Origin of the sequence: Streptomyces antnestii (assembly GCF_004005495.1) — a bacterium.
Lineage (GTDB): Bacteria > Actinomycetota > Actinomycetes > Streptomycetales > Streptomycetaceae > Streptomyces > Streptomyces antnestii.
On sequence record NZ_RZYA01000009.1, the window covers coordinates 132607 to 149597 of the forward strand.

Below are 16991 nucleotides of genomic sequence, written 5' to 3' on the forward strand. Positions count from 1 at the left end.
AGCAGCGAGAGCTGCTGGAGTCGGCTGTCTTCCCCGTGCCCGGCGGCGTGGGCACGGGGCACGGGGAGGCCCGTCGCGGTCCGCGATGCGGAGGAGTCAGGGCATGACCCCCGTCATCGCACGGGCACCGCGAGGTACTGGTACTCCAGGAACTCGTCGATCCCCACCCGGCCGCCCTCGCGGCCGAGCCCGGACTGCTTGACGCCGCCGAACGGCGCGGCCGGGTTGGAGACGAGACCGGTGTTGAGGCCGACCATGCCCACTTCCAGACGTTCACTGACGCGCAGGGCGCGGTCGAGGCCCTCGGTGAAGACGTAGCCGACCAGCCCCCAGGGGGTGTCGTTGGCCCGGTGGACGACCTCGTCCTCGTCGTCGAAGGCGAGGATCGCCGCCACCGGTCCGAAGATCTCCGTCTCCATCAGCCGGCTGCCGGGGTCCACGTCGGTGAGTACGGTCGGCGGGTAGAAGCTGCCGGGGCCGTCCGGTGTGGTCCCACCGACCAGCGGTCGAGCGCCGCGCTCCACCGCGTCGGCCACCAGCTCCTCGACCTTGGCCCGCCCGGCGGCATCGATCAGCGGGCCGACGTCGACCCCGTCCCGGATGCCCGGGCCCACGACGAGCGCCCCCATCCGCGTGGCGAGGCGCCGCGCGAACTCCTCCGCCACCGACCGGTGGACGAAGAAGCGGTTCGCGGCCGTGCACGCCTCCCCCATGTTGCGCATCTTGGCGAGCATCGCACCGTCCACGGCCACGTCCAGGTCGGCGTCCTCGAAGACGATGAACGGTGCGTTGCCGCCCAGCTCCATCGAGGTGCGTACGACCTTGTCGGCGCACTGAGCGAGCAGCAGGCGCCCTACGGCGGTGGAGCCGGTGAAGGACAGCTTGCGGATCCTCCCGCCGCGCAGGAGCGGTTCGCACACCTCCCCCGCGCGGGAGGTGGGGACGACGTTCAGCACGCCGTCCGGCAGTCCGGCCTCCTTGAGGATCCCGGCGAGGGCCAGGCTGGAGAGCGGGGTCTGCGGCGCCGGCTTGAGCACCATCGTGCAGCCGGCGGCGATCGCCGGGCCGATCTTGCGGGTGCCCATGGCCAGCGGGAAGTTCCACGGGGTGATCAGCAGGCAGGGGCCGACCGGGCGGCGGGAGAGCAGCATGCGGTTGCGGCCGTCGGGCAGGACTCCGCCGCCGCCGTCGATGCGCACGGCCTCCTCGGAGAACCAGCGGAAGAACTCCGCCGCGTACGCCACCTCTCCCCTGGCCTCGGCGAGCGGCTTGCCCATCTCGGACGTCATCAGACGGGCGAACTCGTCGGTGCGCTCGAGGATGAGCTCATAGGCGCGGCGCAGGATCTCACTGCGCGCCCGCGGTGCCGTACGGGCCCACTCCTCCTGCGCCCGCACGGCCGCCTCCTCCGCCAGCCGGGCGTCCTTGGGGCCGGCGTCGGCGACGTGGCAGAGGATCTCGCCGGTCGAGGGGTCGTCCACGGGCAGGGTGGCGCCGTCCGCGGCGTCCACCCATGCCCCGCCGATGAACAACTGCGTGGGTGTGTCGGTCATGAGGTCTCTCCTGGTCGGTCGGCGGCGGGGTCGAGCAGTTCCGCAAGATGCCGGGCGCGGATGCCTCGGTCACCGGCGAGGTGGTCGATCTGGGTGGCGCAGCTGAAACCGTCGGCCACGACGACGCCCGGCGCGTCCTGGCCGATGCCGTCGAGGCTGGGTTTCAGCGCCAGGTCGGCGACGGCCATCGAGGTGTCGTAGTGCTGTTCCTCGAAGCCGAAGTTCCCGGCGAGTCCGCAGCAGCCCTCGGCCTCGTCGACCTTGTGCACACCGAGTTTGCGCAGCAGGTCGTGCGGGCGGCGGCCGGCGAAGGTGGCGTACTCGTGGCAGTGGGTCTGCAGGACGACGCTGGTAGGCAGCCGCGGCGGCGTCCAGCCGGGCGCGGCAAGGTCGGTCAGGGCGCCGGTGAAGGTGTGGACGCGGGCCGCGACGCGACGGGCGGCGTCGGTGCCGAGGAGTTCGGGCACGTCGCGCTTGAGGGCGGCGGCGCAGCTGGGCTCGGCCACGACGATGGGCCGCTCGTCGCCGTTGTCCAGGCGGGCGACCGTACGGGCCATGACTCTGCGCGCGACGGACAGCTGGCCGGTGCTGGCCCAGGTCAGGCCGCAGCACAGGTCGTCCTGTGCCGTGCAGGGAATTCCGGCGTCAGCGAGCACGCGGCTCGCGGCTCCGGCCACCTCGGGACGGAAAGCGCGGGTGAAGCTGTCGACGAAGAGCAGTGCCTTCGCCGGTTCGCCCGTCCTCGCCGCGCGCAGGACCCTGCGCAGGGCGCGCCGGGAGGCGAAGACCGGGATCCTGCGCTTGGTGGTCACGCCTCCGAGACGGGCGAGCAACCTGCCCACCGGTCCGCGCAGCAGCGCGTTGAGGGGGCGGGCCGTGTATCCGGCGAGGACGGAGGTCAGGGGGAGCCAGCCCAGCGAGTAGTGGGAGCGGGGTCTGAGCCTGCCCTTGTAGTGCTGGTGCAGGAACTCGGCTTTGTAGGTGGCCATGTCGACACCGACCGGGCAGTCGCTGGAGCACGCCTTGCAGGACAGGCACAGGTCCAGCGCGTCCTTGACCTCGGTCGAGCGCCAGCCCTCCTGGACGGTCCCGCCCCGCACCATCTCCTGGAGCAGACGGGCCCGGCCCCGGGTGGAGTCGTTCTCCTCGCCCGTGGCCCGGTAGCTGGGGCACATCACGCCGCCCGTGTCGCTGCGGCAGCGGCCGACGCCGACACAGCGGCGCACGGCACCCGTGAAACCGTCCTCGTCGTGCGGGAAGGAGAAAAGGGTCTCGACCGGGAGCACGTCAGAGGGTGTGTGCAGCGCGAGATCGACGTCCAGCGGGGCCGGAGTCACGATGACGCCCGGGTTCAGTAGCCCCTCGGGGTCGAAGACCTCCTTGAAGGCGGCGAAGGCACGGATCATGCGGTGGCTGTACATGACCTCCAGCAGTTCGCCGCGCGCCCGCCCGTCCCCGTGCTCGCCGGACAGTGTTCCGCCGTGCTCGACGACCAGGGCGGCCGCCTCCGCGAGGAACCGGCGGGCGGCGGCCCGGCCGGCGTCCGTGGCGAGGTCGAAGTCGATGCGCACATGCACGCAGCCCGCGCCGAAGTGGCCGTAGAGCACCCCGGTCAGGCCGTGCGTGGCCAGTAGCTCGCGGAAGTCCCGCAGGTAGCGGGCGAGTTCTTCGGGGGCGACGGCCGCGTCCTCCCAGCCGGGCCACGACTCCCCTCCGTCCACGAGACGGGCGGCGAGCCCTGCCCCGTCCTCGCGGACCCGCCACAGCGAGCGCCGCTCGGCCGCGCTCTCCACGACCCGACCGCCGGTCATCCGGCCCCGGGTCCTGAGCTCGTCCAGCAGTTCGGCGGCGCGTGTGTTCACCGTGGCCTGGTCGTCGCCGTCGAGCTCGACGTACAGCCAGGCGCGCCCCTCGGGCAGTCCGGTCACGGAGTCCGGACCGCGGCGGGCGCGCATGGTGGCGACGATCGCCTCGTCCATACCCTCCAGTGCGGTCGGGTTCCAGCGCAGGATCTCCGACACGTCCTCGGCCGCGTCGACAACGTCGTCGTAGCCGAGGGTGAGCAGCGCCGAAGCCTGTGCGGTCGCCACCAGGCGGACCGTCGCGGCGGTGACGACCACGCAGGAGCCCTCGGTACCGACCAGGGCGCGGGCCATGTCGAAGCCGTGCTCGGGCAGCAGATGGTGCAACTGATAGCCGGAGACCTGGCGGGGGATGCGGCCCAGTTCGGTGCGGATCGGAGCCAGGCTGTCGTCGATCAACCGCCGTACGTCCGCTTCGAGCCGGGCGACGCGCCGCACCGCGTCCGGGTCGTCCGGGTCGGCGGCGCGCAGTCCGGCGCGGTCGGCGACGGCCCGCACGCCGTCGGCTGTCACGATCTCCAGTGCCTCGATGTGGCCACTGGTGCGACCGTGCCGCACCGAACGGTTGCCGCACGCGTCGTTGCCGATCATCCCGCCCAGCGTGCAGCGGCTGTGCGAGGACGGGTCGGGTCCGAAGGTCAGCCCGTCCGGGACGGTCGCGTCCCGCAGCGCGTCGAGGATCACTCCCGCCTCGACGCGCGCGGTCCGCGCCTCGCGGTCGATGTCCAGGATCCGGTTCATGTACCGGGAGAAGTCCAGGACGACACCCGGCCCGACCGCGTTGCCCGCCATGCTGGTGCCGCCGCCGCGCGGGGTGATCGCAACCCCGGCCTCCCGGCAGGCCAGCAGCACCGCGACGACGTCGTCGGCGGTCCGGGGGAAGACCACGGCGAGCGGGGGCACACGGTAGTTGGAGGCGTCGTAGGCATAGAGGCCGGTGGCGCCGGGGCCGGTCTGCACGCGCAGGCCGGGAGCGGTCTCGGCGAGCCGCGCGACCAGCGGCTCCGGGGTCGCGGTGGTGCCCGTCATCACCCCGCCGCTCCTGATGTGCCGACCTCCACCGCGGTCGCCCAGGCCTGCAGCCCCTCGTCCACCGCCGTCCCGTCGATCACCAGAGCCGGGATCATCCGCACGACCTGGTTCCAGGCTCCGCACAGCAGCAGGAGCAGGCCCTCGTCGATGGCGGCGCGCTGCACGCGGGCGGCGGTCCCGGGGTCGGGGCCGCCGTCCTCGGTGACGAACTCGGTGGCGAGCATCAGCCCGAGGCCCCGCACGTCTCCGATGCCCGGCGTACGGTCCGCCACCGCCTCCAGGCCCTGTCGCAGCCGCGCGCCCATCGCCTCGGCGTTCTCCACGAGCTTCTCGTCGCGTACGACGTCGAGGGTGGCGCAGGCCGCGGCGCAGGCGACGGCATTGGCGCCGTACGTGCCGCCCTGCGAACCTGGCCACGCCTTGGCCATCAGCTCCTCGGAGGCGGCGATACCGGACAGCGGGAAACCGCTGGCCAGGCCCTTGGCGGTGACGAGGATGTCCGGGGTGACGCCGAAGTGGTCGTGGCCCCAGAACCGGCCGGTGCGGCCCACTCCGGTCTGCACCTCGTCGAGGATCAGCAGGAAGCCGTGCCGGTCGGCCCGCTCCCGCAGCCCCTCCAGGAAGGCGCGGGTCGCGGGCACGTAGCCGCCCTCGCCGAGCACCGGCTCGACGATGACTGCGGCAGTGTCGGCCGGGGCCGAAATCGTCTGGAGCGTGTAGTCCAGCTCCTGGAGGGCGAAGCGGGTCGCGGTCTCCTCGTCCCAGCCGTAGCGGTAGGCCGACGGGAAGGGAGTGACGACGATGCCGCTCATCAGGGGTGAGAAACCGGACCGGAAGCGGGTGCCGGAGGTGGTCATGGAAGCGGCGGCCACCGTACGGCCGTGGAAACCGCCGTGACAGACCAGGATGTTCGGGCGTCCGGTGGCCTGCCGTGCCAGCCGCAGGGCGGCCTCCACCGCCTCGCTGCCGGAGTTGGTGAAGAACAGACTGTCCAGGCCGGCCGGCAGCACCTCGCCGAGCTTCTCGACCAGGCGCCGCAGAGGCTGGTGCATGACGGTCGTGTACTGGCCGTGGACGAGCGTGCCCACCTGCTCCTGCGCCGCCGCCACGACCTTGGGGTGGCAGTGTCCGGTACTGGTGACGCCGATGCCGGCGGTGAAGTCGAGGTAGCGGCGGTCGTCCTCGCCATAGAGGTGGACGCCCTCGCCCCGGACCGCCACCACGGGCGTGGCCTGGCGAAGGTGCGGCGACAGTGCGGTCATGGTCGTCTCCCGGCGAATGCGGTGGGGTCTGCTCCGGCATCCCGAGCATCTCGGCCGCCCCGGACAGCGGCAACGCGTGATCTGTCCAGCGAGCAGGCGGTGTTCGGACGTTGTGTCAACCACCCCGGCCGCCTCGCTCGAACCGGGACTCCAGCCGTGACCGCTGGACTGCTCTTGCACAGGTCAGCGCCGCTTGTCAGAGTGTCCGGGCACTCCCCCGGGCTCTCGGCTCGGCTCGAGCAGGGGGACCCTCACGGAGGCGCCATGAACAAGAACGTCGCAACGTCCCCGCCGCCCGGCACCGACGGCCCGGACGCCACTACGGCAGGCCGTCCGCTCACCCTGGCCGACGTCCTGGTCCTCCCCGTCGTCAGGGCGGGACAGCCGCAGGTCGTCATCGGCGCGGCCCACCTCGACCGGCCGGTCCGCTGGGTCCACATCACCGAACTCACGGATCCCGCCTCCTTCCTCAAGGGCGGCGAACTCGTCCTGACCACCGGCATGCCCCTGCCCGAGGAGCCGGCCGGCGTACGCCGCTACGTCGACGAGCTCGCCGACGTCGGAGCCGCAGCTCTGGTCATCGAACTCGTACGGCGCTACCACCGCCCGCCCGACCCGCTCGTCCACGCCTGCCGAACCCGCGGCCTCCCCCTGATCACCCTGACCAAGGACGTCAACTTCCTGGAAGTCACCCAGGTCGTCCACAGCCTCATCCTCGGCAACCAGGCCGACGCGATGCGCCGCACCCAGCGCATCCACGAAGCGTTCACAGCCCTGACCCTGCGCGGTGCCGGTCCGCAGGACGTCGTGCGCGCGGCGGCGGAGATGAGCGGCCGCACGGTCGTCCTGGAGAACCTGGTGCACCTGGCGCTGATCTGCGAGCCCTCCGGGACGACGGTGGAAGACGCGCTCACCGACTGGGAACGCCGCTCCAGGGCGACCCCGCCAGGCGATCACGCCGAGGTGCTCGGCCCCGAGGGCTGGCTCGTGACTCCCGTCGAATACCGGGGAGAACGCTGGGGCCGGGTCGTGATGCTCCCGCCTCCGCCGGGCACGGGCTTCGGCCCCGAGGACGTCACCGTCCTGGAGAGAACGGCGATGGCACTGACCATCGCCCGCCTCACCCACCCCACGCCCTGGGAACGCACCGCGCACCGAAGCGCCCTGCGCGACCTCGCCGAACAGCGCCACCACTCCCCCGAGGACGCACGGGCGCGGTTCACCGCGCTGGGCCTGCCCACCGAGGACAGCGGCTTTCTCACCGTCCTGGTCGCCGGCCACACAGGCGAAGGAGCCGAGCTGGAAGTTCGCCTGTCCCAGGAGCTGCGGACCGCAGGGGTTCCAGCACTCGTCGGCGCGCTGTCACCCGGGCGCCTCGGCGCCCTCCTGGCTCTGCGCCCTTCCCAGCGCTGGCGTCCCACAGTCGAGCGGCTGGCCCGCACCGTCCTGGACTTGAGCCCCGACGCTGTCGTGAGCGTGGGCTCCGAGGTCTCGGACCTCTCCGACTCCGCTCGCTCCTTCCGCGAAGCAGCCCGCGTGTCCGAGGCGGTCCTGCCCGGCGAACACCTTCCCGAAGGCAGGTGCTTCCACGAGCTCTCCGACATCGGCCTGCGCCAACTCCTGTACGCACTCCGCGAGGACACCCGGATCCAGGACTACACCGAACGACAGCTCGGCCGCCTCATCGACCACGACACCCGGCACGGCACCGACCTGCTGACAACCCTGCGCCACTATCTTCACGCCGCCGGCAACAAGACCACAGCTGCCCGCCGTGGAAACCTGTCACGCGAGACCATCTACCAACGACTGCGCACCATCGAGCGGATACTCGGCTGCGACCTCGAATCCGGCGACCAACGCACCGAACTCCACGTGGCGCTCACGGCGCTCGACGTCCTGCAGGTCCCTTGAAGTGGCCTTCGATGCATCGACCGTCGGGGACTGATGCTGAGGGCCGCGCATCCTGGGTTCGGCTCTTCCTCGAGGCCGGGGTCGACGGAGGAGGAAGTCACCGACACGGTCGAACGACTTCACCGACGTAGGACATTGGAACAGATGGCCCAGCAAACGGCTCCGGCTTATGGGCCATTGGATCAATGACGGACGTTCAGAGCGGGCCAGGAGCCCATGCTGGGGGCAGCGTGTCCCAGCGCACTCGGCGCTGCGCGTTCCTGCACAGGAGGCGAGATGACGATCCGCACCAACGAGTCCGGCCCCCAGCACCAGGACGACGACGGCAGCCAACCGGTCGACCCCCGCGAGCGGTACCGGGCCACGGCAGGGATCGGGCAGCTCACCGGTGTTCAAGCGCTGGCCCGGTTGCCGATCGACCAGCACCGGCGCGACCTCGCCGCAGGGCGTGACGTCGCCACGTTCATCTCCGGATACGAGGGCTCACCGCTGGCCGGTTACGACCTGGAGCTGGGCCGGCTGAGGCCCCTGCTGGAGGCCAACGACGTACGGCACGTGCCCGGGCTGAACGAGGAGGCCGCGGCTACCGCCGTGCAGGGCAGCCAGCTGGTCAACACCCTCGACGGCGCCACCCGCGACGGCGTCCTGGGCATCTGGTACGGCAAGGCCCCCGGCGTGGACCGCGCCACCGACGCGCTGCGCCACGGCAACCTCATGGGGGCGCACCCAACGGGCGGAGCACTGCTGCTCGTCGGCGACGACCCGGCCGCGAAGTCGTCGAGCGTGCCCTGCGCCTCCGAACTCGCGCTGACCGACCTCGCCATCCCGTTCCTCCACCCGGCCGACTCCCAGGAGGTGATCGACCTCGGCCTGCACGCCGTCGGACTCTCGCGGGCCAGCGGACTGTGGGTGGGCCTGAAGATCGTCACCGCGGTCGCCGACGGGTCCTCACCGGTCGACCTGGGGGCCGAGCGCCCGGCACCGCTCCTTCCCGAGAACGCCGGCCTCCACCGGCCGACCGCCCATCTCCTCCAGCCCACCCTCGGCTCGCTGGAGCGGGACCTGATGACGAACCGGCTGCGCCTCGCCCGGGAGTACTGCCGTCTCAACCGGCTCAATCGAATCGAGGTCGGCGGTGACGACGACACCGTCGGGATCGCCGCCTCTGGCCGCACCTACCGCGAATTGCGTGCAGCGCTCGACCGGTTGGGACTGACCGAGGAGCGCCTCGATCAGGCGGGCATCCGGCTGCTGAAGATCTCGATGCCCTTTCCCCTCGATCCCGAGACCATCATCGAGTTCGCCGAGGGACTCGACCAGATCATCGTGGTCGAGGAGAAGCGCTCCTTCCTCGAGAGCGCTATGCGCGACATTCTGTACGGCTGCCCCGGCGCGCCGCGGATCTGTGGCAAGGAGGACGGGACGGGGGAGGAACTGATCCCCTCCTACGGTGAACTCGACGCCGACACCCTGATTCGTCCCCTGGCCCGCGAACTCGGCGTCCACGGCGTCCCGGTGGAGCATCGGCGTCCCGAACGCGCCGCGGGCCGCATCCACCTCCCCCTGGTGAGCCCGCCCCGGCGCGGCCCGTACTTCTGCTCCGGCTGCCCGCACAACAGCTCCACCAAGGTGCCTGACGACTCTCTGGTCGGAGGCGGTATCGGCTGTCACGCTCTGGTTCTGCTCATGGACGAGGAACAGGTGGGCACAGTCACCGGACTCTCGCAGATGGGCGGCGAAGGCCTGCAGTGGATCGGCATGGCGCCGTACACGGAACGCGGGCACTACCTCCAGAACCTGGGCGACGGCACCTTCGACCACTCCGGCTCACTGGCCGTCAGGGCCGCCGTCGCGGCCGGCGTCGACCTCACCTACAAGTTGCTGTACAACTCCGCCGTCGCGATGACCGGCGGCCAAAGCGCAGTCGGTGGCATGGACCTCCGCCGGCTTGTCGATGTGCTGCGCGCCGAGAAGGTGGCCCGGATCATCGTCACCACGGACGACGTGCGCCGCACCCGGCGCGCGCGGCTGCCGCGCGACGTGGCCGTGTGGGAACGCTCCCGCATGGCGGAGGCGCAGCAGACGCTGGCAGAGGTCCCCGGCGTCACGGTGCTGATCCACGACCAGGAGTGCGCCACCGAGAAGCGCCGCAAGTGGAAGCGGGGCTTGCTGGAGAAGCCTGGCACCCGGGTCTACATCAATGAGCGCCTCTGCGAGGGCTGCGGCGACTGCGGCCGCAAGTCCAACTGTCTGTCCGTCCAGCCGGTCGAGACCGAGTTCGGTCGCAAGACGCAGATCCACCAGGCCTCCTGCAACGTCGACTACAGCTGTCTGTCGGGCGATTGCCCGGCGTTCGTGACGGTCACCGGCGGCACGTCGGCGCAGCACGGCGACAGTGCGGTCCATGACCCGAGGGTGCGCGGCGATGCGGACCTGGCCGACCCCGTTCCCGCTGTCGGGAGCAGCGACTTCGGCGTCCGGCTCACCGGTGTCGGGGGTACCGGCGTGGTGACGGTCTCCCAGGTGCTGGCCACCGCCGGCCTCCTCGCCGGCTGGACCGCGCGCTCGCTGGATCAGACCGGCCTGGCCCAGAAGGGAGGCGCGGTCGTCTCCGATGTCCGCTTCTCCCGCACGGGGGTGGGGAGCAGCAACAAGATCGGTGCCGGGGAGTGCGACCTCTACATCGGCGGCGACATCCTTGTGGCCGCCGACGAGACCCATCTCGCGGCTGCCTCCCCGGATCGTACGGTGGCGGTTCTCAACACCGCACGGGTGCCGACCGGTCACATGGTCGCCGACGTCCGCAAGCCCTTTCCCGACGTCGCCGGGCTTCGGGAGCAGGTACTGGCGAGCATGCGCCCCGGCGCGCAGGTGCTGGACGCGAGGGAGGCCGTGCTGCGGCTCCTCGGCGACGACCAGTACCTGAACATCTTCCTGATCGGCATCGGCTTCCAGCTGGGCGGCCTCCCCCTGCCGGCCGTGGCGATCGAGGAAGCCGTCCGGATCAACGGCGTCGCGGTGGAGGCCAATCTGCACGCGTTCCGCTACGGACGTCTGTGGGTCGAGGACCGTGACACGGTGACAGCCGCTCTCACAGTGGCCGCGTCGGCTTCGCCCGTGACCACAAGGGAGGACGGGACAGCCGGGACGACGTCACTCGACACGCTCGTGGCCCGCCGCGTCAGCGAGCTGACGGCTTACCAGAATGCCCGCTACGCCGGCGGTTACGCCGAGATTGTGGGCGCCGTCCGTGAGCGCGAACGAGAGGCCGTCCCCGGAACCCACGACCTGGCCGAGGCCGTGGCACAGAATCTGTTCAAGCTGATGGCTTACAAGGACGAGTACGAAGTCGCCCGCCTCGCCCTCGACGACGGCGTCGCGGCCGACCTGGAGGAGCGGTTCGGCCCCGGGGCACAAGCTCAGTGGAACCTGCACCCGCCGGTGTTCCGTGCCCTCGGAATGCAGCACAAGGTCAGCCTCGGGCGCTGGTTCCGTCCTGGCTTCGCCGCGCTCCGCGGCATGCGCCGACTACGCGGAACCGTGTTCGATCCGTTCGGCCGGGCGCATGTGCGCAGGGTCGAACGGGCGCTGGTCGAGGAATACCGGGAGCAGGTCGACCGCTTGCTCGCAGGCCTCGACCCCGGCAACCACGCGCTCGCTGTCGAGATCGCCTCCCTGCCCGACGTTGTCCGCGGCTATGAGCAGGTCAAGCTCCGCAACATCGAGACGTATCACGCTCGGCTGCAAGAACTGAGCGAACGCTACGACCGTGCCGCCGACCTCAAAGAGGCCCGCACTTCCGATCCGGCTGAGACATCCCGTGCTTCCTGACCTCGGCAAACTGGATAGCGCGTGGAGTCGCGCCGCTACTGAGACAGGGGACTCGGAACAGATGGCCCACTGACGCCGTGCCGGGCTAGGGTCCGATGCGTGACGGATCAGGAGACAGCCGGGCCTTCGAGCGTGGTGACCGGGGTCGGGGTGCTCGACCGAGCGATGGCGATCCTCGATGCCGTGGAGCGCAAACCCATGGGAGCGAGTGAGCTCGCCCGCCACCTGGGTCTTTCCGTGCCGACAGCGCACCGGCTCGTCGGCGCCATGGTTCAGCACGGGCTGCTGCGCCGTGACAGCGAGGGGCGCCACCGTCCTGGCACGCGCTTCGACACCTCGGCGCTCACCGGCGCCGCGCGGCCTGTCCTGGAGCAACTGTGCCGGGAGACCAGTGAGACGGCTCAGCTGTGGATGCGCAGAGGGGATGACCGGATCTGTCTGCTGACCGTCGACTCGCAGGAGGAGCTGCGGGCGACCGTGCCCGTTTGGACACGGTTGCCCCTGGCCCGCGGAGGGTCGGCCGCTCTGGCGCTACAGGCCGGTGAAACCGTGGATGCGGGAGGGCAGCCGTGGATGCCCGGGCGCTGGTACGAGAGCCTCGCGCACCGCATTCCGGGGCTCGGCTCGGTGAGCGCGCCGGTGTTCCATCACGGCGCGCTGGTTGCGGCGGTGTGTCTCGCCGCGCCCCTCGCTCGTGTGGGCGATGACGGGCCCGGAGCGATCTACGGCGACAAGGTCGTCGAAGCCGCCACGCGTATCGAGAGGGTGCTGGACGCGGAATGACCGGCAGACCTTGCGCGGGGTGTTGGCGTACCCGTCCATTCCCGTGTCGATGACAGCGGCCTGACCACATCTCATGGGTCTGGCCGGTGTTCCGTGGCCCTGTTCCCCATGACGGCTTTTGACCGCCGCCTGGCCGGCATTCCGAAGCGGGCAGCTCGACAGCGGGGAGTGCGGAAAGTTCCGCCCCACCCCTTGTCGGACGCGCTTCCCGCTTTTACGGTCGACACGTTCGTTCTCGTTTACTGAGTGTCAATGCTCAATATATGAGAACCATCACGCGAAGGGACGCCAGAGTGACAGCCCCATCCACTGTCGGCACGAGTACCCGCGCACCGGTCACGCCCGTCCCCCCGCACTCCGCAGGAGACCGTCCGCTGCCGCTGGAGGGAATCCGCGTACTCGAACTGGGCAACTTCATCGCCGCGCCGTTCGCAACGCGCGTTCTCGCCGACTTCGGAGCCGAGGTGATCAAAATCGAGCGACCGGACACGGGCGACGAGCTGCGCGGCTGGCGTCGGAGCCGGGGGACGACCTCGATGATGTTCCGCACGATCGCCCGGAACAAGCACTCCGTCACCCTCGACCTGCGCGTGGACGAAGGCCGCGACATTGCCCTGGCACTTGCGGCGCAGTGCGATGTCGTCGTGGAGAACTTCCGCCCGGGAACCCTGGAGCGCTGGGGCCTGGGCCCGGATGTCCTCACCAAGGCCGCCCCGGACCTCGTCATCGTCCGGATCTCCGGATACGGCCAGACCGGCCCGTACCGCGACCGTGCCGGATTCGGTGGCGTGGCCGAGGCGTTCGGCGGCCTGCGGCACGTCACCGGATACCCGGACCGCGAGCCGGTGCGCCCGGCGGCTCCCGTGGGCGACTCCCTCGCCGGGCTGTACGGCGCGATCAGCGCGCTGATGCTGCTGCTCGGCAAGGCCCGCGGCAAGGCCCACTCCGGGCCGCGGGTCGCAGATGTCGCCTTGTACGAGTCGGTGTTCATGACGATGGAGTCGCTGATCGCCGACTACGACGCGTATGGCACCGTGCGCGAGCGCACCGCAGGAAACCTGCCCGGTGTGGTCCCCAGCGGCAGCTACCCGACAGCCGACGGCCAGGCCGTGATGATCGGCGGAAACTCCAGCGGTGTCTTCTCCCGGCTGATGACTGCCGTCGGACGGCCTGACCTGGGCGAGGAGCCCAGCCTGGCCGACGGGAACGCCCGCGCCGAGCGCGAGCCCGAACTCAACGGCATCATCCGCGAATGGACCGGCCGGCACACGGCAGCCGAGGCAGTGGCCGAGCTGAGTGAGGCGGGTGTGCCCGCCGGACCGGTGTACGACGCCCAGGCCATCACCCACGACGCGCACTACCGGGCCCGCGGCATGCTCGTGCCGATGAAGGTCGCCGTCGAGGACGGACAGGAGGCGGAGGAGATCCGACTGCCCGGCGTCGTACCGAGGATCGAAGGAGCCCCCGGTCAACTCCGCTGGGCCGGCCCCGACCTGGGCGAACACACCGACGACATCCTCGGCACGGTGCTTGGGCTCGATGCCCAGCGCCTTGCCGGACTGCGCGATCGGAAGGTGATCTGACATGACCGCCCCGGTACAGATCACCGATGTCTTCCTGCGAGACGGGCTGCAGGACGAGCCGGTCTTCGTCCCTGTACATGACCGGCTTTCCATCGCCGAGGCCCTGACCGCTGCCGGTGTGCGGTCGCTGGAGGTCGCCTCCGTCGTCAACCCAGCCCGGGTGCCGCAGATGGCGGGCGCTGACGAACTCATCGCCGCACTGCCCCCCGGCGGCCCCGCCCGCCACAGCGTTCTGGCGCTCAACGGGCGCGGCGTCGAACGAGCCGTGGCCGCCGGCGCCCGCGAGATCAACGTGGCGGTCTCGGCCGGCCAGAGCCACAGCCGTGCCAACGCCGGACGCACCACCGAGCAGGCCCTGGACGAGCTGGCCGCCGCGATCGGCAAGGCAGCCGCCGACCACCCGGAGATCACCTTTTACGGGGCCGTCTCGACAGCCTTCAACTGCCCCTTCGACGGCGAGATCCGGCCCGACCGACTCGGTGCGATCGTAGGCCGGTTCACCGAGATGCGCGTCGCCCGGATCGGCCTCGCCGACACCCTCGGCACCGCGCCGACCACCCAGGTCGTCCGCGCGCTGAAGGCGGTCCGGTCCGCCTTCCCCGACGCGGTGCTGAGCCTGCATCTGCACAACGCGCTGGGACAGGCCCTCGCCACGGTCGATGCCGCGCTCGAACTCGGCGTCACCCACTTCGACTCCGCCGTCGGCGGCTACGGAGGCTGCCCCTTTGCCCCTGGCGCGCACGGCAACCTCGACACCCGCGAGCTCGTCGCCCACCTGCATGCGAGCGGCGTCATCACCGGGATCGACGAGGGAACCCTGGCCGAGGCGTTCGCACTGGTCCGCGCCCGCCTGGCCCGCGCAGAACCGGTCACCTCCTGAGCCGCAGCGCATACCCATCTGCAACGTGCATTCCATCGCCCGCAGTTGTCGCGCAGTGGGCACGGCCCGTCGTGTCCGCGCGCCTCATCCCGTACCCCTCTCCCGGTTTCTCCGCAACCCGGTCAGACCGCGCCACCGCACTCCCGCCCAACAGCCGAGCAAAGGAGCTCAGACGCCATGTCCGCATACGCAGTTCCCCCCACCGAGGTCGCGGCACGACTGGATCGGCTGCCCGTCTCCCGCTGGCATCTGAAGGTCACCGCACTCATCGGAATCGCCACCTTCTTCGACATCTACGAACTGCTCATGAGCGGCGTACTCGGCAGTGTCCTCAGCGAGGAGTGGGATCTGGGCCGTACCACCAAGGCCCTGCTGATCGGGGCGCCGTACTACGGCATGGTCCTCGGAGCGATAGGCCTCGGCGCGATCGCGGACCGGTACGGACGCCGCCGCATGCTCATGGTGAACCTCGCCGGCTACGCACTGCTCTCCCTGGCCGCCGCATTCGCCACGGACGTCTCGACGCTGATCGTGCTCCGCATGGCCGCAGGGATCTTCATGGGAGCCGAACTCCCCCTCGTCGACACCTACATGAGTGAACTGATGCCACGAGCCAGCCGCGGCCGCCTCACCGCGATCGCCTACACCATCGGCTTCTGCGGCGCACCCGTGACCGGGCTGCTCGGCGGCCTGCTGGTGGCCAAGACGCACGTGCTGATCGACGGATGGCGCTGGTTGCTCGTCTTCGGCGCGGTGGGCGCCCTGACCACCTGGATCCTCCGCCTGGGACTGCCGGAGTCGCCTCGCTGGCTGGCGGCCCAGGGCCGGCACGCCGAGGCGGAAAGCATCACCCGGGACATCGAGCAGACAGTGCAGCGCCAGCACGGCAAGCCGCTGCCCGACCCCGGGGCCGACGCCCCTCGCGGCCCCCAGCGCCCCGTCGCACTGCGCGACATGTTCCGTGGGACGCTTCGCAACCGGACGATCATGCTGTGGATCTTCCACCCCCTGCAGACCCTCGGCTACTACGGATTCGCCTCCCTGGTGCCCCTGATCCTCGTCAGCAAAGGCTTCAGCGTCACCGAATCCCTCTGGTACACGACTCTCGTCTACCTCGGGTACCCCGCCGGCTCCGCCCTCTCCCTGCTCGTGGTGGAACGCTTCGAGCGCAAGTACCTCATCATCACGACACTGGCAACGGCGACCCTGCTCGGCTTCGTCTTCGGCACGGCAACCACACCCTGGCTGATCGCGACGTCCGGCGTCGGCATTTCACTGGTCAACAACGTCTTCTCCAACGCCTACCACGTCTACCAGGCTGAACTGTTCCCCACGTCGATCCGCAGCCGCGCCATCGGTATCCCCTACAGCCTCTCCCGCGTCACGTCCGCTCTCCTGCCCTTCGGCGCTCTCGCCCTGCTGGACAGCTTCGGCGCACTGGGGATCTTCACCGGGTCAGGCATCGCCATGGCTGTCGTCTGTATCACCGTCGCCACGCTCGGCCCCAAGACCACAGGCCGCAGCCTCGAGAACGTCGAGGACACGGCAGACGCCCCCGTGCCCGCCCCTGTCAAGACCTGAACAACTGCCCACCTCACGCCGCTCAGTACCCGGATGTGCACCAGCGCATCCGGGTTGCCGGCGTTTGACGTGGTCGATCCGCATGCTGCATCCGATGCCGCTGAAACACGGTAGGCCAGTGGCGCAGTCGACAGCCTGCTCGGCGGCCGAACGAGAACCCCCTTCCTCACCGATATCGAGAGTCCGTATGGTCACTATCGACAGTCTGGACGTGTCCATCCTTCGAGAGCTCCTTGCTCGGCCCCGAGCTGGGATGCGCGAGTTCGCTCGCACACTCGGCATCGCCCGCGGGACGGTGCACACGCGGATGAGTCGCCTGGAGCGGCTCGGCGTGATCACCGACTATGCGCCGCGCATCTCACCGGCGCAGCTCGGCTTTCCGGTCCTGGCATTCGTCCATCTCCACCTGGCCCAGGGCCGGCTCACACGAGTGACGCGAGCGTTGGTGCTGGTTGATGAGGTGCTGGAGGCGCACTCAACGGCCGGCGAAGGTGATGTGCTGTGCCGTGTTGCCGCCAGGGACACGGAGCACCTCGAGGAGATCATCCAGCGCTTCCTGCAACTGCCTGGGGTGGTGCGTTGCCGTACCGAGATCGCACTCAGCGAGCGGTTGCCAAGCCGAATAGCATCGCTCCTGTCCCTGGTCGCTCAAGAGCTTGGGACGAACGAGACGAAGACATCCGCACCCGCGGCGGATTGACCGCAGGTGG

General features: G+C 70.4%; 10 protein-coding genes. 7 read left to right on the plus strand and 3 right to left on the minus strand.

Features of this window, described 5'->3' with window-relative positions; all coding sequences use genetic code 11:
- Nucleotides 1-113 precede the first annotated feature (113 nt).
- The 3 genes from EOT10_RS20430 to EOT10_RS20440 are packed head-to-tail and all read right to left on the minus strand — an operon-like array spanning nt 114 to nt 5709.
- Nucleotides 114-1553: an NAD-dependent succinate-semialdehyde dehydrogenase gene (locus EOT10_RS20430; RefSeq protein ID WP_127829694.1), complete on the minus strand. Its 1440-nt coding sequence runs from the start codon at nt 1551-1553 to the stop codon at nt 114-116.
- Nucleotides 1550-4444 (minus strand): FAD-binding and (Fe-S)-binding domain-containing protein, encoded by a 2895-nt coding sequence (locus EOT10_RS20435; protein WP_127829695.1) that lies wholly within the window; start codon nt 4442-4444, stop codon nt 1550-1552. The genes EOT10_RS20430 and EOT10_RS20435 overlap by 4 nt, the downstream gene beginning before the upstream one ends.
- A complete protein-coding gene (locus tag EOT10_RS20440) occupies nt 4444-5709 on the minus strand; it encodes an aspartate aminotransferase family protein (RefSeq protein ID WP_127829696.1) in 1266 nt (421 codons plus the stop codon). The genes EOT10_RS20435 and EOT10_RS20440 overlap by 1 nt, the downstream gene beginning before the upstream one ends.
- A 264-nt stretch (nt 5710-5973) precedes the next feature.
- Here EOT10_RS20440 and EOT10_RS20445 point away from each other — a divergent pair, with 264 nt between their 5' ends.
- The 7 genes from EOT10_RS20445 (at nt 5974) to EOT10_RS20475 (ending at nt 16981) form a co-directional block, all read left to right on the plus strand.
- Nucleotides 5974-7623, plus strand: a complete 1650-nt coding sequence (locus EOT10_RS20445) for a PucR family transcriptional regulator (RefSeq protein WP_127829697.1) — start codon at nt 5974-5976, stop codon at nt 7621-7623.
- A 276-nt stretch (nt 7624-7899) separates the two neighbouring features.
- Nucleotides 7900-11454 carry an indolepyruvate ferredoxin oxidoreductase family protein gene (locus tag EOT10_RS20450; RefSeq protein WP_127829698.1) on the plus strand — a complete coding sequence of 1185 codons (3555 nt, stop codon included), beginning with the start codon at nt 7900-7902 and terminating at the stop codon, nt 11452-11454.
- 99 nt (nt 11455-11553) lie between these two features.
- The gene (locus tag EOT10_RS20455; protein ID WP_223281109.1) at nt 11554-12237 is read left to right on the plus strand and encodes an IclR family transcriptional regulator; all 684 of its coding nucleotides are present in this window, start codon (nt 11554-11556) and stop codon (nt 12235-12237) included.
- A 293-nt stretch (nt 12238-12530) separates the two neighbouring features.
- A complete protein-coding gene (locus EOT10_RS20460) occupies nt 12531-13820 on the plus strand; it encodes a CaiB/BaiF CoA transferase family protein (RefSeq protein WP_223281110.1) in 1290 nt (429 codons plus the stop codon).
- A gap of 1 nt (nt 13821) precedes the next feature.
- The gene (locus EOT10_RS20465) at nt 13822-14700 is read left to right on the plus strand and encodes a hydroxymethylglutaryl-CoA lyase (protein WP_127829700.1); all 879 of its coding nucleotides are present in this window, start codon (nt 13822-13824) and stop codon (nt 14698-14700) included.
- Between the two features lie 177 nt (nt 14701-14877).
- A complete protein-coding gene (locus EOT10_RS20470) occupies nt 14878-16281 on the plus strand; it encodes an MFS transporter (protein ID WP_127829701.1) in 1404 nt (467 codons plus the stop codon).
- Between the two features lie 187 nt (nt 16282-16468).
- On the plus strand, nt 16469-16981 hold the full coding sequence (locus tag EOT10_RS20475; protein WP_127829702.1) for an Lrp/AsnC family transcriptional regulator: 513 nt from the start codon (nt 16469-16471) through the stop codon (nt 16979-16981).
- Nucleotides 16982-16991: the final 10 nt, after the last annotated feature.

What these genes read in the sequence shown, in the direction of transcription:
- EOT10_RS20430 (WP_127829694.1), bottom strand. Translation starts at nt 1,553, where the DNA reads ATGACCGACACACCCACGCAGTTGTTCATCGGCGGGGCATGGGTGGAC.
- EOT10_RS20435 (WP_127829695.1), bottom strand. Translation starts at nt 4,444, where the DNA reads ATGACGGGCACCACCGCGACCCCGGAGCCGCTGGTCGCGCGGCTCGCC.
- EOT10_RS20440 (WP_127829696.1), bottom strand. Translation starts at nt 5,709, where the DNA reads ATGACCGCACTGTCGCCGCACCTTCGCCAGGCCACGCCCGTGGTGGCG.
- EOT10_RS20445 (WP_127829697.1), top strand. Translation starts at nt 5,974, where the DNA reads ATGAACAAGAACGTCGCAACGTCCCCGCCGCCCGGCACCGACGGCCCG.
- EOT10_RS20450 (WP_127829698.1), top strand. Translation starts at nt 7,900, where the DNA reads ATGACGATCCGCACCAACGAGTCCGGCCCCCAGCACCAGGACGACGAC.
- EOT10_RS20465 (WP_127829700.1), top strand. Translation starts at nt 13,822, where the DNA reads ATGACCGCCCCGGTACAGATCACCGATGTCTTCCTGCGAGACGGGCTG.
- EOT10_RS20470 (WP_127829701.1), top strand. Translation starts at nt 14,878, where the DNA reads ATGTCCGCATACGCAGTTCCCCCCACCGAGGTCGCGGCACGACTGGAT.
- EOT10_RS20475 (WP_127829702.1), top strand. Translation starts at nt 16,469, where the DNA reads ATGGTCACTATCGACAGTCTGGACGTGTCCATCCTTCGAGAGCTCCTT.